Origin of the sequence: Colwellia piezophila ATCC BAA-637, assembly GCF_000378625.1 — a bacterium.
GTDB lineage: Bacteria > Pseudomonadota > Gammaproteobacteria > Enterobacterales > Alteromonadaceae > Colwellia > Colwellia piezophila.
The window spans coordinates 159,454-186,073 of record NZ_KB905162.1; the positions used below are offsets into that span (position 1 = coordinate 159,454).

At 39.5% G+C, this 26,620-nt stretch carries 20 protein-coding genes; 13 read left to right on the forward strand and 7 right to left on the reverse strand.

What is annotated here, in order from left to right:
- Nucleotides 1–38: 38 nt before the first annotated feature.
- Nucleotides 39–443, reverse strand: coding sequence for a PAS domain-containing protein (locus F580_RS0106525; protein ID WP_019026900.1), 405 nt, complete (start codon nucleotides 441–443; stop codon nucleotides 39–41).
- Between the two features lie 788 nt (nucleotides 444–1,231).
- Between F580_RS0106525 and F580_RS0106530 the strand changes: the two genes are divergently transcribed.
- From F580_RS0106530 to F580_RS0106540, 3 genes are all read left to right on the forward strand, one after another.
- Nucleotides 1,232–1,798, forward strand: coding sequence for a type II secretion system protein (locus F580_RS0106530; RefSeq protein ID WP_019026901.1), 567 nt, complete (start codon nucleotides 1,232–1,234; stop codon nucleotides 1,796–1,798).
- A gap of 339 nt (nucleotides 1,799–2,137) precedes the next feature.
- A complete protein-coding gene (locus tag F580_RS0106535) occupies nucleotides 2,138–3,697 on the forward strand; it encodes a glutamate synthase-related protein (protein ID WP_019026902.1) in 1,560 nt (519 codons plus the stop codon).
- A gap of 176 nt (nucleotides 3,698–3,873) precedes the next feature.
- The gene (locus tag F580_RS0106540; protein WP_019026903.1) at nucleotides 3,874–5,199 is read left to right on the forward strand and encodes a DEAD/DEAH box helicase; all 1,326 of its coding nucleotides are present in this window, start codon (nucleotides 3,874–3,876) and stop codon (nucleotides 5,197–5,199) included.
- Between the two features lie 135 nt (nucleotides 5,200–5,334).
- Here the strand turns inward: F580_RS0106540 and F580_RS0106545 are convergent, their stop codons facing one another.
- Nucleotides 5,335–6,171, reverse strand: coding sequence for a mechanosensitive ion channel family protein (locus F580_RS0106545; RefSeq protein WP_019026904.1), 837 nt, complete (start codon nucleotides 6,169–6,171; stop codon nucleotides 5,335–5,337).
- A gap of 267 nt (nucleotides 6,172–6,438) precedes the next feature.
- Here F580_RS0106545 and F580_RS0106550 point away from each other — a divergent pair, with 267 nt between their 5' ends.
- From F580_RS0106550 to F580_RS0106575, 6 genes are all read left to right on the forward strand, one after another.
- A complete protein-coding gene (locus tag F580_RS0106550) occupies nucleotides 6,439–6,894 on the forward strand; it encodes a YehS family protein (RefSeq protein ID WP_019026905.1) in 456 nt (151 codons plus the stop codon).
- 125 nt (nucleotides 6,895–7,019) lie between these two features.
- Nucleotides 7,020–7,208: a DUF3545 family protein gene (locus F580_RS0106555; protein WP_019026906.1), complete on the forward strand. Its 189-nt coding sequence runs from the start codon at nucleotides 7,020–7,022 to the stop codon at nucleotides 7,206–7,208.
- A 416-nt stretch (nucleotides 7,209–7,624) separates the two neighbouring features.
- Entirely contained in the window at nucleotides 7,625–8,701 is a 1,077-nt protein-coding gene (locus F580_RS0106560) for a MipA/OmpV family protein (protein WP_020621317.1), read from the forward strand.
- Nucleotides 8,702–8,711: 10 nt separating this feature from the next.
- Nucleotides 8,712–9,143, forward strand: coding sequence for a DUF3019 domain-containing protein (locus tag F580_RS0106565; RefSeq protein WP_019026907.1), 432 nt, complete (start codon nucleotides 8,712–8,714; stop codon nucleotides 9,141–9,143).
- A gap of 82 nt (nucleotides 9,144–9,225) precedes the next feature.
- Nucleotides 9,226–9,972, forward strand: coding sequence for a response regulator (locus tag F580_RS0106570; RefSeq protein WP_019026908.1), 747 nt, complete (start codon nucleotides 9,226–9,228; stop codon nucleotides 9,970–9,972).
- A gap of 49 nt (nucleotides 9,973–10,021) precedes the next feature.
- A complete protein-coding gene (locus tag F580_RS0106575; RefSeq protein ID WP_019026909.1) occupies nucleotides 10,022–11,326 on the forward strand; it encodes an ATP-binding protein in 1,305 nt (434 codons plus the stop codon).
- A gap of 38 nt (nucleotides 11,327–11,364) precedes the next feature.
- Here the strand turns inward: F580_RS0106575 and F580_RS0106580 are convergent, their stop codons facing one another.
- Nucleotides 11,365–11,862, reverse strand: a complete 498-nt coding sequence (locus tag F580_RS0106580; protein WP_019026910.1) for a CreA family protein — start codon at nucleotides 11,860–11,862, stop codon at nucleotides 11,365–11,367.
- Nucleotides 11,863–11,976: 114 nt separating this feature from the next.
- Complete coding sequence (locus F580_RS25450) at nucleotides 11,977–14,070, reverse strand: hypothetical protein (protein WP_019026911.1); 2,094 nt, start codon at nucleotides 14,068–14,070, stop codon at nucleotides 11,977–11,979.
- A gap of 247 nt (nucleotides 14,071–14,317) precedes the next feature.
- Here F580_RS25450 and F580_RS0106590 point away from each other — a divergent pair, with 247 nt between their 5' ends.
- The gene (locus tag F580_RS0106590) at nucleotides 14,318–16,399 is read left to right on the forward strand and encodes a S9 family peptidase (protein ID WP_019026912.1); all 2,082 of its coding nucleotides are present in this window, start codon (nucleotides 14,318–14,320) and stop codon (nucleotides 16,397–16,399) included.
- Nucleotides 16,400–16,978: 579 nt separating this feature from the next.
- Entirely contained in the window at nucleotides 16,979–18,904 is a 1,926-nt protein-coding gene (locus F580_RS0106600; protein WP_019026914.1) for a methyl-accepting chemotaxis protein, read from the forward strand.
- Between the two features lie 150 nt (nucleotides 18,905–19,054).
- Here the strand turns inward: F580_RS0106600 and F580_RS0106605 are convergent, their stop codons facing one another.
- Nucleotides 19,055–21,118: a M13 family metallopeptidase gene (locus F580_RS0106605; protein WP_019026915.1), complete on the reverse strand. Its 2,064-nt coding sequence runs from the start codon at nucleotides 21,116–21,118 to the stop codon at nucleotides 19,055–19,057.
- A 463-nt stretch (nucleotides 21,119–21,581) separates the two neighbouring features.
- Here F580_RS0106605 and F580_RS0106615 point away from each other — a divergent pair, with 463 nt between their 5' ends.
- Both F580_RS0106615 and F580_RS0106620 read left to right on the forward strand, forming a co-directional pair.
- Nucleotides 21,582–22,106, forward strand: a complete 525-nt coding sequence (locus tag F580_RS0106615; RefSeq protein WP_040357004.1) for a phosphatase PAP2 family protein — start codon at nucleotides 21,582–21,584, stop codon at nucleotides 22,104–22,106.
- Between the two features lie 101 nt (nucleotides 22,107–22,207).
- The gene (locus F580_RS0106620; RefSeq protein ID WP_019026918.1) at nucleotides 22,208–22,534 is read left to right on the forward strand and encodes a DUF2956 family protein; all 327 of its coding nucleotides are present in this window, start codon (nucleotides 22,208–22,210) and stop codon (nucleotides 22,532–22,534) included.
- A gap of 72 nt (nucleotides 22,535–22,606) precedes the next feature.
- Here the strand turns inward: F580_RS0106620 and F580_RS0106625 are convergent, their stop codons facing one another.
- Nucleotides 22,607–25,147, reverse strand: coding sequence for a choice-of-anchor D domain-containing protein (locus F580_RS0106625; protein WP_019026919.1), 2,541 nt, complete (start codon nucleotides 25,145–25,147; stop codon nucleotides 22,607–22,609).
- A 451-nt stretch (nucleotides 25,148–25,598) separates the two neighbouring features.
- Complete coding sequence (locus F580_RS0106630) at nucleotides 25,599–26,531, reverse strand: LysR family transcriptional regulator (protein ID WP_019026920.1); 933 nt, start codon at nucleotides 26,529–26,531, stop codon at nucleotides 25,599–25,601.
- Between the last annotated feature and the right edge of the window lie 89 nt (nucleotides 26,532–26,620).

Below are 26,620 nucleotides of genomic sequence, written 5' to 3' on the forward strand. Positions count from 1 at the left end.
CCCAGTTATTAATACTATTAGTGTATCGGTGAGTTGCATTAACTAAGTTCTTGAATATTCTTTAAACTGTCCCAAGCAAACTCGTTTATCTCTGAGGTGAAGCAACGAGTATGAACAAAAGTTTCGTCTTTTTTATAAACATTAGAGTTTATACTGACATAAAGAATTGAACCGTCTTTTTTCTTTAACCTAGCTACATAACTGAGTAATGTTTCACCATTGGTTAGACGAGTTAAAATATCTTGAATGATGTTTTGGTCAATATGAAATTCGGCAATATTGTGCCCTATATATTCATCTGCGGTGTAACCCAGAGCATCGAGTTCCATTTTATTAGCAAAATGCACCGTACCATCTGATCCTACCAAGTGAATCGATACAGCTGCTTGGTCTAAGAAGCTCCACAAATCTTCTACTTCGTCGGTAAGGTTAAATTTCACCATCAAAATGTCCTTTTACAATAGGTTTTAAATAGTATAAATGTTATTTAGTTAACTTGAGATATGACTTTTTATCAATATCCCTGTGGCCAAAAATAAGAGTGTTAACTTGTTACAGAGCAAGTAAATTGTAGTCGAATATTCTTTTTATGGTACTAATTTTATGAATTCAAAATATGGACCTAGCGAATACAAGTATAGTTCTAGGTATTACGGGTTAAATCACGGAATGTGTGAAATAGGTTGTGTGGTATTAGGTAATGGATTTGCACATAACCGAAGCAGTGATATTTTGGAGTATACTAATTTATCTTTTTAGCTGGAGAACATTTGAACTCAAGGCGAGAAGCAGACATTTTGATTTAGCCACTCCTAGCTTCCGCTTATCACTTAGTGATCATTAATAATTAGATGATCAACGACCGCTTTGGGTGGCTAAGCGGACTATTCATTAAGATAAACTCACGGCTAAATTATGTCTTCTTTGGTGGTAGTAGTTAGCCTTTAAAATTCAGGCAACAATGTCCGCTTATGGCTATAAGTGATCATTAAGATTGCAGATTGAATCCTAGATAATGTGACTGAAATTTCAAAATATTTAGATATCAGTAACTCTACAAGTTAGAGCTGTAAAAGCTCTATTGATGGAAAAATCTCACGAGTTATGACCAGTCACAGGTAACCGCTTTGGTTGGGTGGTTACCGTAGAGATGACTATTTAGAGTAACAACTTTAAATATGGCTGTATATAATATACAATCTCGGTATTTGTAATGTTGTAGTATAAAAATATGAGCGCTAAAGGTTTCACCTTAATTGAATTAGTCATCGTTATAGTCATTCTTGGTATCTTGTCAGTTACCGCTTTACCGCGCTTTATTAACTTAACTCAAGACGCCCATGATAGTGTCGCCCATGCTACTTTTTCCTCCTTTGAAAGTGCAGTTGCTCTGTATCATAATTGCTGGATAGCAAAGTCAGCGCCAGGTCATGTTAAAGATCTCGCTTGTTTTGGTAGCGGGGATATTGATTCAACGCCAACCGGTTATCCATTGGGGCAGGATACCGCAACTTCAGATAGTGATATGGATGGTAAGGTATTAAATGGCGCTAATTGTGAAGAGCTTTGGCATGGTTTACTTGACGACGAATTTCAACTCGCCATTCATAGTGATGCGGCCTTTACTGCGGAAAATGATATCGTCTATTGGTTTACTGCTTATGCTGTAAATTTACCTGATACACATTGTTATTATAATTATATATCCGATAACCCTGCCAAAGGCCAAGAAAATTGGCAAATGCGTTATTATCCGGGCACGGGCAAAGTTACCGTAGGTAAAGCAACGTTAGGTTAACCTATTATATTAAGGCTTTATTAGTCTATTTTCCTTAGAGCCCTATCTACTTTTTAGCATGATTATAGTGTGTTTAGTTTTATGCTCCACCTTTTCAACCTCAACGCTAGACATATAAAACAGTATTAGTTAGTTATCGCAATCCCCCTTCCTCTCTATCCCCCCATCTAAAACACAAGCTTAGCTAAAAGAGCTTATTGAGTAACCTTGTTTATCCAGAATTAAGGTTAATATAGTAATTAAATCAATGCGAAGCCTTATTTGTGTCTATGATTAATTATAAATTAAAGTGTATTGACCGTTTTTGAGCATCAATAACCAATTAAATAAGGGCAACCCATGGCAAAAGCAATAATTGCTGATATTAAACCGATTAAGGTGAGTTTAGAGAAAGACCAAGAATATTACTTTTGTAGCTGTGGTCGCTCAAAAAACCAGCCATTTTGTGATGGCTCCCATAAAGGTAGTGGTTTGAAGTCACAGCGATTTATTGGTCAAGAAAGTGGTGACGCTTATTTGTGTCAATGTAAGCAAACGAGCAATGCCCCTTTTTGTGATGGTAGCCATAAAAAATTAACCTCAGAGCAAATTGGCCGTGAAGGGGATACTGCTCAAATAGCGGTGACTAATATGCCTATTGCGAGTGCGACCAAAGAAGAGCCTACGGTTGAATTTATTCATCAATTGGCGAAAGAAGGTTTATCTGCTATTGGACAACATGGGCCGATGACATCAATGGGCGTACCGAGAGATCAACTACCACACTGGGATGATTTACAAATTATGGTCGCGCAGATGGCGCGAAAACCATTAATGGAAGATGTGGCTGTAGCGACTGAGTTGATTATTGGTCCGCAGGCTAAAAAACCCTTAAAATTGAAAATACCTTTATTTGTTTCAGATATGAGCTTTGGCGCTTTATCTGAAGAAGCTAAAATATCTTTAGCCAAAGGCGCACAGCTTTCAGGAACCGGAATTTGCTCCGGAGAAGGGGGCATGTTGCCAGAAGAGCAGGCGGCTAATTCGCGCTATTTCTACGAACTCGCCAGTGCCAAGTTTGGCTATGATGAAAAGTTATTAAAAAAGGTACAAGCCTTTCATTTTAAGGGCGGTCAAGCGGCGAAAACAGGAACCGGTGGGCATTTACCCGCCAGTAAAAATGTCGGTAAAATTTCACAAGTGAGAGGACTAACACCAGGAAAAGCGGCGGTGTCACCACCAACGTTTAAAGACTTAGTTAGTGTCAGCGACTTCAAAGACTTTGCCGATCATGTCAGAGAAATTACTGGCGGCATTCCTATCGGCTTTAAATTAAGTGCCAACCATATCGAACAAGATATTCAATTTGCCTTAGATGCCAGCGCCGATTACCTTATTTTAGATGGTCGCGGTGGTGGTACCGGCTCTGCTCCTGAGATGTTTCGCGATCATATCAGTGTACCGACTATTCCTGCCTTGGCTCGAGCGAGGCGTTATCTTGACAAAGTTGGCGCCAGTGGCCGGGTAACGCTTATTATCACCGGTGGTTTACGGGTACCAATGGATTTTATTAAAGCCTTGGCTCTCGGGGCTGATGGGATAGCCATTGCCAATAGTGCGATGCAATCAATTGGCTGTGTAGCGGCAAGAATGTGTCATACCAATAATTGTCCCGCGGGTATTGCCACGCAAAAAGCCGATTTACGACAACGCTTAAATATTGAAAAGTCATCTAAACAATTGAGTAATTTCTTTGACGCCTCTACTCAGCTGATGCAGGTTATGGCCCGTGCCTGTGGTCATCATGATTTGAATCAATTTACCCTAGATGATTTATCGACCTGGCATCGTGAAATGGCGTTACTCAGTGGCGTACACTTTTCCGGAGTACTTGCTCCTGGGGCACTTCTCCAGGAATAAATGTAAAGGCGAAGGTTACAATTTATATACTGGGTCTAGCCATCACGTTAACTTCTAGACTTTGTCGATTGCTGTTATACTGCAGCAATTCTTATGCTGTCAGCCTTTATCTATTAGTTAGTTAGTTCTTTAAAGTATGCTGAAGCAAACATTTTCTTTTGCTCTCGAGACACCTTATGTCCTTCTCTACCCTTAAATTATCCGCACCAATATTAACCGCTTTAGCGGATTTAGGTTATGAAAAACCTACCGCGATCCAAAAGAAAGCGATACCACATGTTTTATCGGGTAGAGATATTATTGCTGCTGCGCAAACCGGCACAGGTAAAACTGCTAGTTTTGTTTTACCTTTATTAGAGCAACTTAATAGTCGATATAAAAAAGCTAACCAAAAACTTCGCGGTAAACGTATTCGTGCGCTTATCTTAGTACCTACTCGAGAATTGGCGGTACAGGTAGAAGCCAGTATCGTTCAGTATGCTAAGCATTTAGATATTAGCTCGATGGCAATGTACGGTGGTGTTGATGCTGAAGAGCAAAAACAACGTTTGATTTGGGGGATAGATATTCTTGTTGCTACGCCGGGGCGCTTATTAGATATGGCACATCAAAGAGCATTGTACTTTGATGAACTTGATATGTTGGTACTTGACGAAGCCGATAGAATGTTAGATATGGGCTTTATTGATGATATTAATAAAATTATTGAGCGTTTACCTGAACAACGGCAAAATCTATTGTTTTCTGCCACCATGTCAGAAAATGTCCGAGGTCTCGCCAAGCGAACTATCCATAAGCCTGTTGAAATTAGCGTCGCTCGAGATGAAAGCTCTAAGCCTAAAATACAGCAATGGTTAGTGACCACAGATAAAGGCAATAAGTCGGCCTTGTTGAGTCATTTAATTAGCACGCAAAGCTGGCAAAAAGCGCTTATTTTTATTGAGACTAAGCACGGGGCTGCTAAGTTAGTAAGCCAATTAGAAAAACGTGGCATCGCGGCTGAAAGTATTCACAGTGGTAGAACTCAAGAGATAAGGGAGCAGCTACTTAACGACTTTAAGTTAGGAAAAATTAAGTATTTAGTGGCAACCGGTATTGCCGCACGCGGCCTTGATATTGGCGAACTTAACTTAGTGGTAAACTATGACCTTCCAGGGCAAGTTGATGAATATATTCATCGTATTGGACGTACAGGTCGAGCCGGCGCTTCAGGTGAAGCGGTATCGCTCGTTTCTAAAGATAATTTCAGAGAGCTATGCGCGATTGAAAGTCGCTTAGGCCATGTTATCGAACGTAAGGAATTTGTTGATTTTCCGGTGAAAAAGACCGTGCCGGTATCTATTTTAAATTTCGTGCCTAAAAACGCTAAAGTTAAAAGCAGTCAAGCTAAGAGTAGTTCAGAGCGAAACCATCAGTCGAGAAGCTCGAAGCCCCAAGGCAATGAGCGTAGAACAAACCAAACCAAAAAGACTAACGTTAGAAGCCCTTGGCCAGCTAAATAAGTATTAACCGATAAAAGTTTGTAGTCGCTAAATAAAAACCGCCTAAATGCTAGCATTTAGGCGGTTTTTTGTTTTGGTAGTTAAACCTCGCTATAAGCAAGAGGCGTGAGCCGTTGTAACTACTAGACCGACTCGTTACGACTGAATCAAATGTACATCGCGTTGTGGGAACGGAATAGTAATAGAATTCTTATCAAGGGCTTTTTTAATGCCTTCATTAACTTCAAAGTAAACTGCCCAATAATGCTGAGGTAAACAATGTGGTCTAACAACAAAGTTCACTGAACTATCAGCCATTTCATATAAACCAATAAATGGCGCTGGCTCTTGCAACACTTTGTCATTGCTAACCAGTACTTCCATTAATACCGCTTTGGTTTGATCAATATCTGCGCTATACGAAACACCAATAGTTAAATCTACACGAATTTTTCCTTCAACCGTGTAGTTAATCACTGAGCCATTTGAGGTCGCGCCATTTGGGATAATAATGCGTTTAGATTGTGGCGATAGTAATATTGTATTGAAAATTTGTACTTCTTTAACCACACCTAAGTGACCTTGAGACTCAATCAAATCACCTACTTTGTAAGGCTTGAATATCATAATTAATACGCCGCCAGCAAAGTTAGCCAAGCTGCCTTGTAGCGCTAAACCAATAGCTAAACCGGCTGCACCAAGTACCGCGATAAATGAGGTCGTGGCGATGCCAATCATTGAGGCAACAGAGATAAACAGTAGTACTTTTAGGATCCAAGAAACCAAACTGCCCATAAAAGGGATCAAGGTTGGGTCAACTTTTGAACGTTCCATAGAGAGTTTAACAAGCTTACTAATACCGCTGATGATCCATAAGCCGAGCAATAAAGTTAGCACTGATAACGCTAATTTAGGCGCATAAGCTAAACCAAGTTCATAAGCTTTCATGGTGAGAGTTTCTATTTGGGTGAGGGATGTATCTAGTGCATTCATTTAATTACCTTTTTAACAAATGTTGAAGTTGGCAATATTTTATACTTATTAATTAAAATTACAATTTATGCTTTTAATTACCTCTGATTTTAAAATAGATTTATAAAAGTTTCCGGCATAACTAAAGCTTTAAACAGCTAAGGTTGGATTTATCTAATCAAAACACGCTTATAACACTAGAGTCAGTTATACTGTGCACATATTTAATAAAATCTTCTAAGCAGTTATTCTATAGCTGCCCAAGCAAAACAACTCTTAGGCTTTTAAATGATTAATAACGACCTCCTTCGCCGCATCAGCAATATTTTTGAATTATCTGATGATGAAATCCGCACTGTTTTTTCTTTATGCCAATGTGAAATCAGCGCAGAGCAGTTAGCAAATTTCTTCAAAGAGAAAGATGATTCTGCTTATCAAGAGGTAGAGGATGCTCAATTTTCCAGTTTCCTTAATGGTTTAATTATTAGCAAAAGAGGTCCAAGTGATGGCCCTGCGCGTGAAAATGAACAAGTACTAACCAATAATATGATCTTTAATAAAGTAAAAATTGCTTTGTCTTTGAAAGCTGAAGACGTGATTGCTTCGCTTGAACGAGCCGGTCTGGTTTTGGGTAAGTATGAATTAAGCGGTTTTTTCAGAAATGCAAATAATAAACACTATAAAGACTGTTCTGATGATGTGTTATCGACATTCCTAAAAGGCTTAAGGATGAAAGCTCAATAATTTTTTTTATCGGACTTACTCTGTTTACTCGTCTTTAAAATGTCATCTTTGTTTCACATTACTTTCATCAAATTCCCTTACATTGCCAATGAGCGCTAACAATTGGCAATAACATGGGAATTAGCATGAATAATAACTATTGGCATGACATTGAATTATTAGACGATATCGAAGCGCAAGAAAGCGCGGAAAAAAATAGCAGAGCAACAGGTAAAGTGCGCCGACGAAAATGGCGTGAAATTGAGACAATTAAAGATCAACGCCGTTTACGCAGAAATATGGCTGATTTTGAACCGTATGCTTATTCGTTATAAACTCTACTTGAGAATAGGTTAAGCGTCGTTTTAGGTTGAAGATAAGTACTTAACTTATAGCGGCTTTACGGCGAGTAAAGCTTCTACCACCCTCAGAGTTACCCGTTAACACCCCTTTATTCTTCGGTTAAAAGCCAGAGCCTCTTTTTGAAGAGGCTCTGGCTTTTACTGAAAATAGCCGATAGATACTTTTGCTAATATCACATCAATATCAATATTAAGCTTATTCACTATTTCAATTAAGTGAACAGACTGGTTAAATTAGCCTTATCTTGATTCCTCTAAATGTATCGCAATGGTATCATTGCGTTAAAATTTGATACAAATTGATACATCAGCTTAATTTGTGTTACGTCTATTTTGCCAAGGCTTAGTTAATCTTATGGTTAACAAATAAAGACGTTCACAGGGAATATATGAAACATTTAATAAAAAAAACCGTAGTAAGCATAGTCGCCACCAGTGTTATTTTAACCTCCTTTGCCGCTAGTGCCATTGAAGAGTCTGAAAGTAAAGTGTTAACGCCTACAGAGCAAGTGACGGAAAAAACAACGAGTGAAACGACAGTAGAAACAACAAAACCTGGTGCTCAAGAAGTGACTGCTGAAAAAGATAAAGCAGTAGAAAAAGACCTTGAAGCTAAGGACGCGACCGTTAAAAAGACTCATGAAGATGATGATGAGATCTCAATTTGTATTGGTAACTGTGATGGCGAAAAACATCAATCGCATAGTTGTGACGACGATGATGGGGATTGTGAGCAAGTTCATCGCTTCTTCCATAACCGTCGTGATGGTTTTTATGTTGATGTCAGTGCTGTAAGCAGTGTCGGTGATGATTATGCTTTTGCCGAGCATGTAGATACTGAGTCAGAGTTTGATGTTGCCATTAGTTACCGAGTACAGTTATTGGGGCTGTTTATGGAATCACCCGGTATAAGCACTCGTCGTATTCAAGGCATGTATTCAATGCCAGCGTGGGGCGTTAATTTTTATAATAGTGATGATTACTCGTTTGATTTATTTTACCAATACAGTACTCGCGGCATTGAAGGCTTAGAAGGTATTCAAACGCGTAACGAAGATGAGCGTGCCGGTCTTAGAATGACGGGTTTTTATGAAAATAGTCAACTGCAAATGATTTACTCACCGGTTAGTCGCAATGGTGAAGGCAGTGATGGTATCGAAGCTTCAATATCCTATAGTTATAACTTACAGTTTAGAAATATCAATTTCTACACCAACCTTGGTTTGCAATATCGTTCGAAAGAAGTAACCCCTTATGGCGTGACAACCTGGCTTGAGGATGATTTATCGACCAACGCGGGTATCAGTTACTCGGCTGAAGTTGGCGTAGAATATCCGTTAACCACCGATTGGGTGATTGGCAGTTATGTTGGTTATAATGCGCTGTCTGATCGCAGTATTGCGGCTCGACAAGATACGGTCGAAGACGGTTATCGTGCGGGTCTACTACTAACATTTGTTTTTTAGGGAGATAAACATGTTCTCTCAAAAAGTAACCAAACAATTGCGACGTCTGTTATTACAAATAAAAACCAGCAGTTTATTATTGTTATTACTTGTCATTAGCTCGGTAGCCAATGCCACTGAAATTCAAGCGAGTATGCAGGTAAGTCCTAAGCAATGTGTCGCGATGCGCCAAGGTCAGGCTTGTTATGTGTCCGTACAGTTAAGTTGGCAAGTTCCTAACCTGGGTAATTATTGTTTATATACCGAGGGTCGCGCTACAGCACTCAATTGTTGGGAAAATACCACAACGGGCGAATTTAACGAATCATTTGATAGTAAAGTTAATTTAACCTTTTCATTAAGGCGCCAAAATGAAAGTTTATCTGTGGCCACAGCCGTGGTAAAAATGGCTTGGGTCCATAAGAAAAAAGGTAAAGCAAGAAAGTCATGGCGTATCTTTTAATCGCTTGAATTATTGAGAAATAACGGCAAAATAAATTCCAGGAATAAGGGCTTAAACCCAGACAAATAAAGGGTATAAACAAATGGTATCGCAAAACGGCTCGCATATTTTATTAGTGGAAGATGATATCGATCTTGCTGAATGGATAGCGGACTATTTAACCGCGCGGGACTTTAAGGTTACCACCTGTCACCGAGGAGATGAGGCGGTTGAGCTTATTGGCTCGCTTAACCCTGATATTGTTTTACTCGATGGCATGTTACCTGGTTTAGATGGACTTGATGTCTGCAAAGCAGTACGAGTAAGTTTTACTAACCCCATCATTATGATCACCGCACGTGATGAAGAAATCGACGAAGTGTTAGGTCTCGAGATGGGGGCGGATGATTATATTACCAAACCGGTGCGCGCAAGAGTGTTACTGGCTCGTATTCGCGGTTTACTTCGTCGTGAAGATAAATATCGTACAGAAGATAAAAGCAGCTCGAATCAGTTAACTGATAGTGAACTTGCCTCTCAGGGCGTGTTGAAATTTAGTGGTTTAGTGATTAGTGAACAGGCCCGAAGTGTCATACTCGATGGCGAGTTGGTGAAAGTCTCTTCCAATGAGTTTGATGTTTTATGGTTTCTTGCCAGTAAAGCCGGGCAGGTAGTATCAAGAAAAGAACTCGTCAGTCATTTTCGTGGTTTTGATTATGATGGTTTTGACCGTTCCATTGATTTACGCATATCAAGGTTACGTAAAAAACTAAAAGATGATCCGTCAGAGCCTTTTCGCATCAAAACCATCTGGGGTAAGGGCTACCTATTTGCCAAGGATGTTTGGTAAGTCAGAATTGTGTCTGCAATGTTATAAACAATTTTAAGGTTACTTGGTTATGCGTAATTTAACGTTTTCACTACTTGCGGTAGTACTTATCGCCACTATTGGCTTAGGCTGGATGTTTGACGGTATTTATAATCAATATCTCAATCAATATAATGACCAAGAGCAAGCATTATCTACTCAGCAACAAGATTCAATCACCACGTTGGAGCAAGTAGGTACTCACTTAGCTGTGGCACTTTCGGCTATTGATAATCGTCAAGAATTTATTGATAAGTGGCCCAGTGAAGGGGCATTGTCATTACACTTACGGCCATTAACAGGCTTTCCTCTACCACAAGCCTTACTGAACGATTTAACGGCTGGCCAGCCCTTATTGCTTGAAACGGATGACAGTATAGCCATGCACTTTTACCTCAAGGCTAGCGATGAATTACTGGTGTTAACCACGCCGCCAACACCCCCTAACCAAAGTACTTCTTTATTACCAATTTTTCTGACCAGTTTATTTTATCTGGCGGTATTATTCCTAATGCTACTGTGGCTTTATCCGCTAATAAAAAGGCTAATGACACTACGTCAAACCGCTAAAGCCTTTGGCGAAGGTAATTTAAATCAGCGTATAAACGTTGGCTCTATTTCTTATATTCGAGATTTAGAGTTAGAATTTAATCGTATGGCGCAGCGTATCGATGATTTAGTCACCGATATTAAGTTACTAAGTAGTGCGGTATCCCACGACTTACGCACGCCACTGGCCCGCATTCGTTTTGGCATAGATACCATTGCTGAAGAAGACGATCCAGTATTACGTAAAAAGTTTGAGCGACGTATTAGTGATAACGTTGATGAAATGGTCGATTTGGTCGAAAGTTTACTCAGTTACGCGCGTTTAGATCAAACGCTCATCACCTTAAATAAAGCGCCGGTTGATTTTGTCGCTCTAGTGAGTACCTGTATTAATAATAAAAGCCAAGATGATATTGAGTTGACTTTACATGCCCCTAAACAGGTAATGGTTGATGGTGATTTGTCTTATTTAGCGGTACTGATGAGTAACTTATTACAAAATGCTTACCAATATTGCCACAGTAAAATTGAGATAACCATAGTAGAGCAGGGCAGTCATATCATTGTTACGGTTGCCGATGACGGCCAAGGTATTCCCCGCGAACAAAGAGAACAAATTATGAAGCCTTTTATTCGCGGACAAGATAATGATAAAAAGGTAAAAGGATACGGCATGGGACTTGCCATCGTTAAACGTATTGTCGAGTGGCACCATGGTAATATCACCATTGATGCCTCTGCCTCTTTAACCGGTGCACAATTTACAGTGACCTTACCTAAGGCTTAGGTAGGGCTTAGGTAAAGTCACCGCTTTGCTTTGTTAAACTAATTGGCTAGTTTGATGGTACTTTCAACAAAAGCTTGTGTGCCCCACAATGGCACAGTTGACAGGCTGTGTTTGTAACTACCATCTGTTTCTTTAGTTGTATAAGAAAGGTAAAGCAGGGTTTGATTTTCAGCATCATAAATACGTCTAACTTTCATGGTCTTGAAGAAGATACTTTTTGACTGTTTAAACACTACTTCACCAGATTTACTCTTATCGATTGTTGCTATCATGGCAGCGGTTATATCACCTGTTTGACGGCAAGATATAGAACTATCACTGGGATCAGACAGACTTAAGTTAGCTTCAATGGATGCTATGTGACAAGTTACACCTGAAACTTTATCATCATATAAAGAGGACACTTTTATATCCTTTAAAGTAAAGAACCCTAACGAAACATCACCGACTTCATCCTTTGATAGGCTATTAATTATGAAGAAAGTGATCACTAATAAGATGAAGATTGAGCCGTAAATTTTTATCTTTTTTAACATGTTATTTCCATTGAAGTGTTATTTTATCATCATCACTGATGTTTGCCGTCAGTATACTATCTTTTGCGAGACAATATAAAAAACCACTGGTTTGTTGGAACTTGTTAGTTAGCACTAGTGAGGTAGGTTTGCCACATAGCTATCGGCAAACACGTGAAAAGCAGGGGAGTCATGCAACATCATATATCGTGCGTCAGTTTTTAGGTGTTTATCGCGATAATCTAGGCCGGTATAGAATGATTTTTGAACCATATTTAAAAGTTCTTCTTTATCGGTGATGATTTGCGTGTGATAGAGGAGGGTATCACAACCTTGTCTGCCAACAGGCCTTAGTTGACACCAAGGTATAAGGTGCTCAATGCTTTTAAGCACTTTATCCAATAATCTTTTGTCTCCTTGCTGAGCATAAATCCAAGCAATATCGATTAATAACTCATCTGAAAAACCGACATTGGCAGAGAGGGTTTCTGCTCTGGTTAATAAGTCTTGGTAATAATCCTTATCAGCTAAAATAGGTGATAAATCTCCTATAATAATATTGAATGTCACGGCAAGATCTTTTTGTAACTTACTCGGTAAAAATAAGGCAAGTTGCTCAATACGCTGCCTTTGTTTATTAGTAATAATATTATCTTTACCATATAGATTTAAGTGCAGTAGTTGCCTAGCGAATTGGTCATCATATGAGTTGCTATGAACATTTTCTTCTAATAATGATAGTGCTAATTCAAGTTGTTGCTGATAAAGATATAAGTCAATGAGCATATATTCAGAGTAACGATTATGTTTTATGTTGGTGCTAGTTAAATAAGCTTTGGCTTTATTGAGGTTTTTTTCTTGAGTAAAATAAATATGTTTGGCGGCATAGTGGCGGAAGTGTGACTCCTGGCTTGATTGTTCAATTTGTTGATAAATCTCACTTGCTTTTTTACTGTCGCCCTGTAATTGGTAATAACGCAGCGCATAATATTTAACACTAATATCTAAAGGCGCTATTTTTATCGCTTCTTTGATGGTTTTAATCGCATCGGGGTAGGATTGAAATATGGTCAAATCTTTTAGTGCGGTAATATTTGAGGGGTTTAATTTTATAGCGTTAAGAATAGCTTGCTCAGCGGCACTGTAATTTTTTAAGTAAACAACCAAGTAATCACTGATAGCGATATATTTTTCAGCCGATATGTCTTGGCTAGCAACCAACTCACTAAACAGTAGCGTTTGCTTTGTTTTTACTTCTTCAAGGCTCATACCTAAAAAGCTGTATGCGCTGTAGTAGCTAGCATACAGAAGTGCTTTTGCCCGATCAAAATTAGCATCAAGCGCTATTGCTTGCTGTAAAGCTTTAATTGCTTGTTGTACGGACTCGGCATTTTGTACCACTAATAAACTTTGTGCTTTTAATAGCAGCTCGTAGGCTTGGATATTATTGGTAGGTTTATGCGCCAATAAACTTTTTTCTTGTGGTAATAGCGTAAGTTTTAAAGCCTGGGTTATTGCAATGGTCAGTTCATCTTGAATGGCAAAAACATCGTCAAGCTTCCTATCATAGGTAGCTGACCATAAATGAAAGTCAGTCTCGGTATTAATGAGCTGAGCGGTGATGCGCAATTTATCCGCTGATTTTCTAATACTGCCTTCAAGGATATAATTCACCCCGAGTGATCTACCGATATCTTTTATGCTGATATCTTTATTTTTAAAGCTAAACGATGAGGTTCTGGCGGTAACTTGCAGTGCTTTGATTTTAGCTAAACTGTTAAGTAATTCTTCAGCCATACCATCACCAAAGTATTCTTGGCTGTGATCAGGGCTCATATCTTCAAAAGGTAAAACTGCAATGGTGATATTGGTTTGCGTGGTGTGATTCATGCTCCATTGTTGATAGCTAATAAAAGCTAAGGAGACTATTAAGGCGAATACCAAAGAATTATTGATTTTCTTGCCGGTGATGTGTCGTATTGAGTCTTCTTCATCAACTTCATGGGTACGTTTGAGCCCATCAGGGGTTAATTCAAATGCCCACGCTAAAATACAGGCAAATGGAAAAAACACTAATAAAAGTACCGTGACTCCGGTGCCTAAAGCGTTTGGTAAATTAAGGTAGGGGGCAATAACAGAGAAAATTTGTAAAACTAACCAAGACGTAACGAGATAAACACTGGCGACTTTAAAGACATTACGTCGGTGAAGTTCTTTAAAAAAGGTCATAGCATCCAAGCATCAGTGATTATTACTGCTTAAGATTAGTTTATAAATGTCTAATGTTAAAGTATTGCTCGCCAGAAAATCGGCTCTGTAGCTTAACAGAGCCCCATTGCGATAAACGCACTGAGATATAGGATAAAGCCCCGTTTTTAACCATGCCAACGACTAATATTTTGTATACAATTACTCGTTATTAATTATTATTGTTGTGAGTTAATGTCAGACTCACTTTTTATTTTGGAGTAAACCAATGCGTTTTTTATCACGCTTTTCTAGTCGGTTATTTTTGGCTGTTAGTATGCTAAGTACACCCTTTATTGCTATAGCTAATAATTCTGTAGCGAATAGTACGGAGGACAATAGTCTTTTCGAAGCTAAAGATATTTTTTCACTGGAATATGCCAGTGATCCACAAATATCGCCAGATGGTAGTCAAATTGTTTATATCAGAAATTCAAATGACATCATGACTGATAATAAGAATAAAAACTTGTGGTTGATTGATGTTAAATCTAAAAAACAAATACCACTGTTCTCTGATAATAAACAGTACTCATCGCCGCGTTGGTCAGCTGATGGTGAAAAGATTGCCTTTATTAGTAACCTCACCGGTAGCTACCAAGTACATGTACATTATGTAAAGCAAAATCGCACCGCACTAGTAAGCCAATTACAAGGGGGTATTGGTAGTTTAACTTGGTCGCCTGATGGTAAATGGTTAGCATTTTCTCAACTTGTTGCTGACAAGGTTACCGTCATTGCTAAAATGCCTAAAAAACCGAAAGGGGCTATATGGTCTAAACCCGTAGTGGTAATAGATCAAGCTTATTATCAAGCGGATGGTCTTGGTTTAGTGAAACCAGGCTACAAACATATATTTGTTTTACCTAGTGAGGGTGGAACACCTCGCCAACTGACCCGTGGTGATTTCCATCACAAAGGAAAATTGGCTTGGAGTAACAATAGTAATGCTATTGTGTTCTCGGCTAATCGCATAAAAGATTGGGAATATAAATCTCTTGAAGGAAACTTGTTTCTAGTCAGCCTTAATGGCGGTGAACTTAAGCAATTAACGTCAAAGCCAGGTAAAGAGTTTAACCCGGTGTTTTCTGAAAATGGTAAGAAACTTGCCTTTTTATCTCGATCAAATGCCTTAGACCCCTACCGTAATAGCAAGTTATACATTATGGATTGGAAAACTAAGAAAGTGACTAAGGTTGCCAGTGACTTCGATCGTTCTATCAGTGATCCACAGTGGTTATCACGTTCAATGTTAGCAATGAGTTATGATGATTTTGGTAAACGTAAACTCGCTACCATTACTACCAGTGGCAAAATAAAAGACCTAACCGATACACTTGCCGGCACTAGTATTGGCCGTCCTTATATTAGTGGTAGCTTTACGGCTTCTCCTGAAGGTTATATGGCGTTCACTCAAGGTAGCTCAACACGCCCGGCAGATGTTGCTGTTATTAATACCCGTAAAAAACACTCAAGGTTAACCCAGTTAAATGAAGATTTATTTGGTCATAAAACCTTAGGTAAAGTACATGAAGTAAATTACAAGTCTTCATTTGACGGTGAGCCTATTCAAGGTTGGTATATTACCCCACCAAACTTTGATCCTAAAAAGAAGTACCCACTTATTTTAGAAATTCATGGTGGCCCACACTTAGCATACGGCCCGCATTTCTCTGCTGAATTACAACGTTTTGCTGCACAAGGTTATGTGGTTTTTTATGATAATCATCGTGGTAGTAGCTCATACGGCGAACGTTTTGCCATGTTATTAAAATATAAATACAGCTCTAAAGAAGACTTTGCCGATCACAATTCAGGTGTAGATGCCATGGTAGAGATGGGCTTTATCGATGCGCAGAACTTATTTATTGCCGGTGGTTCAGCCGGTGGTATTGCTACGGCTTACGCCATAGGTTTAACCGACCGTTTTGCTGCGGCAGTTGTGGTTAAACCGGTAATTAACTGGTTAAGTAAAGTACTAACGGCAGATAGTGGTTTAGGGCAGATACCTACTCAATTCCCTGGCATGCCATGGGAACACGTTGAACACTATTGGAAACGTTCACCGATGTCTTTAGTCGGTAATGTGACGACTCCGACCATGCTAATTACCGGTGAAAACGATTTACGTACACCAATGGCGCAAACGGAACAATTTTACCAAGCACTTAAGTTAAGAAAAATTGATACCGTGTTGATTAAAGTACCAGGCGCACCGCACGGTATTGCCGGTAAGCCCTCAAGAATGATAACGAAAATTGAGCATAGCCTTGCTTGGTTTGAAAAATATACTAGCACCACAGAAAAATAACCTAACGTTAGCGGCTCGATTTCGCCATCAATTATTAGGATGACGAAATGATAGATAATCTAAAAACCAAGCCTTATCGGCTTGGTTTTTTTTTATCATATTTTACTTTAGAAAAGAAATTAATGGCCGATAACTCTTTATAACTATATATAAGCGTTGGTTTTTCACATTATGAAAGCAACGCCCTATTTAGAGTGATCATTATTAAAGAATGATTCTAAGTGGTCTATAGTTAACCTGAGCTCTGGATAAGCAATATGACACAATAAAGCTATTTTAACCGCTATCAGCGTTGTTTCTCCTACCAATAGCCAGCTATTGGCTACGTAAAAATGCCTTGATAACGACTAAACTAACATCATTGTGTATAACATGTGATTTACTATATAAATTTCATAGTGTTATAACATTCATTAAGCAGAGTTCAGGTTAGTTAGAGTGACTTGGTGATTTAATTAGGTAAGCTGAACTTATCAATAGTCCTATATTTAGTCTGATACTTTTAATTTATGGTGAAACTTAAGTTCCTATTTCAGCCGCTTATCGTTCGTTATTTATCTCAAAGGAAAATATTTATCTATGTTGAATTTAACCATTCGCCGTAAAGTTGTACTGACTACCTTATCTGCAGTAGTGTTATCTATAGTGATAGTCAGTGCTTTTGCCTTGAACTCTAGTCGAGCCATTATCTTGGAGGCCGCTATTGAAAGAGAACTACCAGCAGCACTGGGCGAAGTGGCCAACAACCTAGATGCACATTTGTTGTTACCCATTACGGTATCGCGAACCATGTCGAGTAACCTTTATAGCCAAGAGTTTCTTAGGGGTGGTGAGCCGGCTAACGAACAGCAACAATTAATTAGTTACCTTAAACAAATTCAAAGTGAGTTTAATACTATCAGTGCCTTTTTAGTTTCTGCCAATTCCGGTCATTATTTCACCCCAAGCGGTCTTTTTAAGACCTTGTCGCCACAAGATAGTAAAGATCAGTGGTTTTATAATTTTATTAATAGCGGTAAAGAGTATGAGTTAACTTTAGATGTTGATGAAGAAACTAATGTGCCGACGCTATTTATTAACTATTTAATGCGCATTGATGGAGAGCCTAGCGCGGTGGTTGGTGTTGGCTTATCACTCGAAAATATGGCTGAAACTGTTAGCCAGTATAGAATTGCAAAAACAGGGAAAGTATTTTTAGTTGATCAACAGGGTATTATTAAACTTCACCCGAATACGCAACTTATTGGTAAGAGCCTAACAGGTTTAGGTGTTCAAGGTAGTCAAAGCTTGTTGTCAAAAGCACAGTTTACCTCAATGGAGTTTAGCCGAGATGGCACAAATACGCTTATTGCTAGTCGCTATTTAGACAATATTGGCTGGTATGTCGTTGCTGAAGTGCCTAAAAGCGAAGTGCTTGGCGGGCTGACAAGAGCAACCTGGGAATTAGTGATGATGGGAATTATTATTGCCATTATTTCTGCTTTGGTTAGCACTTGGTTAATATCACGTCTGATTGCACCTTTTAGTCAGTTAGCTGATATGTTGGCCGAAATCGGTAAAGGTGGCGGTGATTTAACCCGACGTTTAGATGACTCACGTCAAGACGAAGCGGGTACGATGGCCAGGGGATATAATCAATTTGTTAGCCACTTAAGTGAAATCATGCAAGAAGTCTCTAATACCGGTAATGAACTTTCTGTGGCGATTGACGAAATAGATTCTCAAGCAAAAATAATGGAAGCCGAAATTACCGAGCAAGTCAGTCGGGTTGAGCAAATAGCCACGGCTATGCATGAAATGGGCATGACAGCAGAAGAAATAGCCAGCAGCGCCAATAATGCGGCAGAAAGTGCACAGGCCGCAGATTCAACGGTGCAACAGGGTAACAATTCGGTAGTACAAACCATAACCAGTGTTTCTGATATGAGTGAACAATTAAGCTCGACCAGTATTATGATCAAGCAATTGGCTGAAGATGCCCGTTCTATTGATACCGTAGTAGAAGTTATTCGTAGTGTCTCTGAACAAACCAATTTATTGGCACTTAACGCCGCAATTGAAGCTGCCCGAGCGGGAGAGCAAGGCCGAGGTTTTGCTGTGGTAGCCGATGAAGTCAGAACTTTGGCATCACGTAGTCATGACTCGACAGAAGAAATTAAAAATATTATAGAAAAACTGCAAAGTAAAACCGAAGAAGTGGTTGCCGCTATTTCAAAAAGTACACAGTTAAGTATCAATAGTGAAACAGAGGCGACTCTTTCGGGCAAACATTTAGAAAGTATTTCTGAAAGCATCAGTATTATGAATGATATGAACTTGCAAATTGCCACGGCGACCGGGGAACAATCTAATGTAGTCGGTGAAATTAACCCGCATGTTACTGCTGTTGCCGATATCTCGCGTGCCAATAGCGATATTGTGCAACAAACCTCTATCGCCTGTAGTGAGCTTCGAAATAAAGCTAACCACTTGAATGAATTGGTGTCGCGCTTTAAGTTTAACTAGTCCCGCTTGGTAGTAATACTAAGCCTGTTATAAATTGAAGTAATAAAAATGCCACTCGGGTTAACCGAGTGGCATTTTTTGTATCTACTTTTTTGATAAAAGTTAAGTTCAATTAATAATGCTAATTCAACTTAATTCATGTTCTCGGTATTACCAGATACGAACACGTTCATCTTCAGGTAAATAAAGTGCATCACCTGGTTTTACGTCAAACGCTTTATACCAAGCATCATGATTACGTGGTGCTTGAGCACGGAAGCGTCCTGGTGCATGTGTACCGCCACGCAGTTGGTTTAACATACTTTTTTCAGTGCGCTTCTCTTTCCATACTTGTGCCCACGCTAAGAAGAAGCGTTGGTCACCGGTAACACCGTTTATAACCGGCGCTTCTTTGCCGTTTAAGCTCAGTTGATAAGCATGATATGCCATAGCTAAACCACCAACATCACCAATGTTTTCGCCTAAACTGTTACGGCCGTTAACAAAGTTATCAGGGATCGGTTCATACTTATTGTATTGCGCGACTAGCTGATCCGCTTTCGCATCAAATGCATCTCTGTCTTCATCAGTCCACCAATTACGTTGAATACCATTAGCATCTGACTTTGAACCTTGATCATCAAAGCCATGGCCCATCTCATGACCAATTACCGCACCAATAGCACCGTAGTTTACGGCGGCATCGGCATTTGGATCGAAAAATGGTGGTTGGAGAATAGCTGCAGGGAAAACAATTTCATTGAATGAACTGTTGTAGTAAGCATTCACACGTTGTGGCGTCATACCCCAGCGATTACGATCGGTTTTCTTCAATTCATTCGCAACGCTATCGGCTTGGAAAAATTGACGAAGGTTTTTAATATTACCCACTAAATCAGTTTTAGAAATAGTTACGCCATCAAATTCCTGCCATACATCCGGGTAGCCAATTTTAGGGGTAAATGCAGCAAGTTTAGCGTGGGCGTTAACTTTCGTTTCAGCGCCCATCCAATCAAGGCCGTCGATACGTTGACCAAGTGCGGTACGTAAATTTTCCACTAATAGCGCCATTTGTGTTTTAGAGCTTTCTGGGAAGTATCGAGCTACATACACTTTACCAATAGCAAAGCCTAACGATTCGGTATTTGACATTTCACCAATAGCGCGCTTCCAACGTGGACGAGGCTCTTGTTGACCGTTTAATTCTTTACCGTAAAATGCAAAGTTAGCCGCATATACTTCTTCGGACAATAGTCCAGCATTACCACTAATAGTATGGAAAGTTAAATAATCTTGCCAAACGTTTAAAGACTCTGAATTGATCAACGCGATCATTGCTTTGACTGGCTCAGGTTGAGAAATATTAAGCTGTGGTACTTTAAAGCCAGACGGGGCAAAGTAAGTATCCCAATCAAAGTCAGGGTATTGCTTAGCTAAATCAGCATGCTTAACTTGATTCAAGGTTAAATCACGGTTACGACGTTTTTCACGTGGCCACTGACCTTCGGCAATTTTTGTCTCTAGTGCCAAAATAGCTTCAGCACGTTTTTGGCCGTCTTCAATACCGGCAAAGGTAAGCATAGTCGCGATATGTGCGGCATAAGCATTACGGATTTTCTCAAAACGTTCACTTTCTTCTAGGTAATAAGAACGATCAGGAAGACCTAAACCTCCAGCACCAATAGACATTTCATATTGGTTTGGATCTAAACGGTTAAACCACATATAGCCACCGATAGGAGACTCAGTGCCCGTTAACCAAGCATTACCAAAGATTTTAGTTAAGTCTGTAGTATTCTTGACCTTATTAATTTGATCTAAAGTCGACTGAATAGGGCTGATGCCAAGCTTATTAACTGTTTCAGTGTCCATATAGGCTTGGTAAAAATCAGCGATTAATTGTTCCTCAGCATTTAAGTCAGTGCGGCTAGTAATATCATCAATTATTTCTTTTACTTGTGTTTCACTGCGTTCAGCTAAACCGGTAAAGGCGCCAAAGCGGGTTTTATCCGCAGGCATAACATAGTTGTCATACCAAGTACCACTGGCATACATAAAGAAGTCATCACCCGGTTTTACCGATTCATTACGAGCGCTTAAGTCAACACCAAAGCTACCTAATTCTGCTTGTGTGGCAACAACACTTTGATTGTTATTGTCATTACTAGCGTCAAACATGCCACAACCACCCAAAAAGGTAGCTGCCAAGGCAATGGCTATTAAAGATTTTTTCATGAAATAATTCTCTTTTTTAATAAATGAGTTATGGCAAGTGATTGGGTTTTTTGATAAAGCAGCCTTACTTATCTTTTAGGGGCTGCTTTGTTACCTGTTATACCAATAGGAGCAATTAATTAATTAATCCGTTTGGTATTAATCGATATCTATCGATTAATTATCACTTTGAACCCTGACATTCTCTAATATGTAAAAAAAATGTCAACCAGGAAACGATTAAAGGGTGTATTTATTCGACAGGTGAAATGTCACTTCTACTTTACAGGGTCATATGAACGGCGGTTTAAGCATGGCAATATCTATTTTTGCCAATTTGAGTGAACTCGCTGCGCTAAATCAAATGCAATGATACTCGCGTTAGCATAACCGATAAAATTCAACTTTAGCCAAATCACCTTTGCAATTTGGGGCTGTGCTAGGTATAAAGGCGGCCTTGATTGTTTTTTTATGAGTGAGTTAAGTGAATACATTTTTACTGCTATTTTTATTAGTGCTTACCGGGCCTGTATTAGCCAAGTCTACTCTCGAAAAGTCTGGCGATATTATCCATTTACTCTTACCGGCAACCGCTTTGGCTGCAACCTTAATTATTGAAGATGACTTTCAAGGGGGTTGGCAATTAGTTAAGACGGGCGTCGTTTCTCGTGTCGCCGTTGAAGCGCTAAAGTATGGCATAGAGAAAGATAGACCTGATGGCTCGGGTGATGACTCCTTTCCGTCAGGCCATACTGCAGATAGTTTTGCCGCCGCAACTTTTATGCAACAGCGTTACGGATGGCAGTGGGGGATTCCAGCCTATATAGGGGCTACTTTTGTCGCTTATAGCCGCGTTGAAAGTGATAAACATTATATTGAAGACGTATTAGCAGGCGCTGCTATTGGCATTATTTCAGCTTTATACTTTACCGATCCCTATTCAGGCATAACAATTACACCATCAGCGGGTGGTGGCCATTATGGCTTGAGTTTTAGTGGTGTTTTTTAGCGAATGTTAGGTTTAGCTAAAGTGTTAAAGCGCTAATTTTTTAAAGAGTTAAATAGTTAAGTATTTGAGTAGAAAAAACGGACATTAAAGGACAGCAAACAATGACAATTAAAGCATCAAAAGAAACTCAAGAGCAAGCGTTGAAAGTCGCCAAAGGCATTCAAAAAAAAGGCCAGAGTAAAGAACAAACTAAGCTCATTGCTCAAGGCATAGAAAAAGGCATTAGCGAATATAAAAAACAACAGGCTAAAAAGTCACGTGAGCGTGATAAAGACCGTAAACAGCAAGTAAAGCAAAAGCAACGCACCACTGAAGAACAAGCCGGTTTGGATGAATTAAGCGAAACTAAAAGCACTCCATATTTACCCTGGCTGTTATTAGGGCTAAGTTGGCTTGGTTTTGTTGGCTACCAGCTACTTGGCAAATAGGTTAGTAATAATGCCTCGAAGGGTATGGTTCAACGAGGCTTAATGAAATATTAGCTGAAACATTAGCAGTGATTAATTACCGCAAACATTACTAATTTTATGTAATTCGGCTTCAGCACCACCAAAAGCGTAACTAGCACTATCGCTGACGAAGTAATACACCGCATCGTTAGGGAACATCACCACACCAATACCACCGTATCCGGACATGTAACTAACCCATGAGCCGGTTGGACATAGTGGGCTAGCACGCTGTCCCATATCATAAGTCCAGACACCGTTTAAATAACGCGATTGTGCACCGTAAGTTTCTAAACCGATATCACCGCCTTTAACAAGCATGTCGTCCATGATTTCGCCATTAAGCACTTGCTGTCCATTAATAACACCACGGTCAATAATTAATTGAGCTAACTTAATCATATCATCGGTATGCCAAGTCATGCCGTGGCTCCAATATGGATCTGCAAGGGAGTCTTCAGTGCGCACCGTTGTGTAAGTCGCAGGGCTAAGGGTAAGTGGTTTGTATACTTCATTTACTAACTTATCGAATAGATCACCACTGCTGAAGTTATCCATTGCCACCCCTGCTATGTAAGTATCTGAAGAATGGTAAGAAAAATGTGAATTCGGCGTTGCTTTGCGGATATAACGCTGACATGAATGGGCGATTTTCTCATCATGGCTAAAGGTTAAGAAAAATTCATTAACCGTTGCCGTACCGCCTTCATCACCCTCATAAGAAGATAAACGATAATTACCGGTTGCCATGTCTAAGGCATTTTCTATTGAAACATCACTCCAGACAGCAGCCGTACCATTAATACCATCTTGGCACTCACCTACATTGGTTGAGATCATAGTATTGCGAGTCAGACTGTTTTGTTCAACTAACAAAGCAAAGGCCATATTTGCGACGGCTGTTTTTGCGGTCGAATAAGAAGGTAAACTCATCACTTCACAAAAAGGGTAATCGCCGTGACGGGTACTACAAGTAGCAGCATAATGAACCCCTTGGTACAATACACCATGCGTGGTCGGGGCTGAAGCTTGCTCTGTGGCAATATTGGCAACATTAATACCACTTGCCGGGTAATCAATTGCTAATTCAGCAATCGCTTTTATCGGTAAACGGTTAAGCACTTCTGCTTGATAATCTGTAATCAATGTTGCTGCGCCCGATATATTCGTCGCAATATATTGTGCGGGCACTAAGCCGGTCAAATCATATTGGAAATATAAGCAAGTTTCACCGCCTATTTGAACCGCCACATTGGTAATAGAGCCGTCGTCTTTAAAGGCAAACGTTAACACGCCGTTATGAGTACAGTTGGCTTGGTTTTCTTGTAACGAAAAAGGAATGGCCACACGGCTATAACCATTGTCATTATTTTCATTCCATACTCGGCCTGGCTCGATAATGTAATTCCAATCTTGGTAGTCTGGCGCGCCAATATTACCGCTGACGATTAAACCACGAATTTTAGGAATAATATGTGAGCCCACTTGGATAAACTCAAAATCAAAGACCGGTAAAGTACCTGGGCTATTATAATTGCCCGCTTGTCCTCTGCCAGATGTCACTTCATTGAAATTCATTGCGGTAGGGCTACCGCCATTGAGTACTAAACGCCCTTCAAAGGTGTTAGTCGGCTCGGATGCTTTGGAGTTATCGGCATCAATTTCTGCAACACCATGACTGAAATGTGAAAAATCCATCACGTTTAAGCTCGTTCCATTTAACTCGCTAAGGGTTAATGAGCTACGAGTTACATTACCGTCACCAGTAAATACATGAAGATCACCTGGTGGCGTAGGCGGCTCAGGGGCAGTAACCGTGCCGCTGCCACTTAGCGAAACTGATTGATTGGTATCATTGTTAGTTATAGTCAAAGTAGCAGTCGAACTCAGCTCTGTGGTGGGGGTGAATACCACATCAAATGAACAGTCACTGTCACCAACAACGGCGGTATTACTACAGTAATCATTGGCAAGCATGAAGGGGGCGCTAACACCGCTAATAGTTGTTACCTCTAAATTGGCATTGCCACTGTTAGTTATGGTGATGGTTTTACTGGCACTATCACCGATTAATACATTACTAAATAGGCCACTGCCTGAAACATTGATACTCGGGGTTGGTACACCAGTACCAATAATACTAATACCATCGGCGTAACAGTAATCTGCTGCCGAGCCAGTTTGCTGATAGCGAATATAGGTGGTGCCACCATTAGTCGTAGTCGTAGCGGAGGTAAACGAGCCATCATCCTGGTTTTTGTTTAAATTAATTAACGAGTTGCCCCAGTTAACACCATCTTCTGAAACGAATACATCACAGAAATTATTGCTTTCTAAACTGGTTGCCGCTAAAGCCACGGTTACATTTCCGTCTGCAGCAAAACTGCGTTCAGCCGATGCGCCGCCTTTAAGGCGCATGGAATAAGCGCCAATTGTTTTATTGGTATTAATCGCTACAGTGCCCGAAGTTGTCCAACCGGATATATCGCCATCTTCGAAATCTTCGATGGCATCAGCCACGGCACTGTCAGATAGCATGAATAACGACAATGAGAAAACCAAAGCTAATGAATTAATTTTTGCATTAATCATATGTGATCCTTATGTAACCTGATAATCTTGTAAATTTTCGTCTTAAATACTTAAGCTGTTGTTTTTACTTATACATCAAGGCTCATTATCAAGAGTTCAGGTTATTTAGTTTTTTTATTATTAAATCAATAACGTTCATCAGGCTAATGAAAAAGTTATCTTGGCCAATATGATTAAAGCGCTTACCTCGACATACGCAAAGAAGTGCTCGTTGTCCTTATAGGGACTAAAAAAACAAGGCTAAACTGATAGTAAGCTGTTTTATTTTTAACCATAGCGCCAGTTATCGGGCATTTATGGTGCCAGAAGTAAATTTAACTGAATGACAATAAAGAGATGATCAATTAAAAACTGATGAAATTAGAGGGTTTGGGAGTGGGGGAGGAGAAATAATGTTAACAATAGTAGTGGCTTCAACTCTACCCTTGCATAGGTTTTAGTTGTTATAAGATCATTTATCTAGCAAGTTAAATGCACTAATAAAGGCATTACGCAGTAAGTTCACTTTACTGGCTTCTCTTGGTGATTTTTTGTTTACCAAGGATAAATTAAATTGATAAGTAAGGACGCTTGGCTGAATAATACGAATTTCGCCGGCATTTAATTCTTGTTGAATGTAGCTTTGAGGCATATAACCAATATATTTCCCAGACAATATCATCGCCTTACGTGTATCGAATTGATAGGCTTTGGCACTTAAATTGAGTTTTTGCAGCTGTTCTCGGCCAGCAAAATCAATATCAATACCCGGGTGAATAGCGGCAACACCAGAAAAATCATCGCTAGTGATTTTAGCATCGACTATATTGAAGAAAGGGTGTTTTTTACCACAACACAAGTAGATAGGTTGGCTTGATAATGGCAGATAATGTAAACCTTCAATTTGTTGATAACCCGGGAATATTCCCATATGCGCCTTGTCTTTGAGCAATGATTTTTCAATATTTGATATTGAATCTCCATCTAAAACAATATGTAGATTTGGCGCAGTGTCATGTACTATTTCAATAACCTGGGCAAGTTTTTGCTGTTTGTTAGTGTCTAATTGATCAGCACACAGTATAACCAATTCGCCACTAAGCTCTTTACCTAGTGTACCAACGAGTAAAGAAAAATCATTGAGCGAATCAAATAAATCGAGAACGGCTCGATAGACAGATTGGCCGTCTTCAGTAAGAGAAAACCCCCCTCGGCCACGCAAACAAAGCTTTAGCTGCATTCTTGTTTCTAAATTAGACATATGCACACTGATGGTTGAGCGAGTGATGCCTAAGCCCTTTTCAGCTGCAGCAAAACCGCCATGTTCAACCACAGAGATAAAAATTTTCAATAAGCGTAGATCATACTCAGTAATAGGTTTTGGAATGATTGATGTTTTACTCAATGTTTGGCCTACATAAAACTAAAGGTTTAATGTTTTGTATTTAACCAGAGCTGATTTTAAGTTTCAATAGAATTATCAATAGAATTATC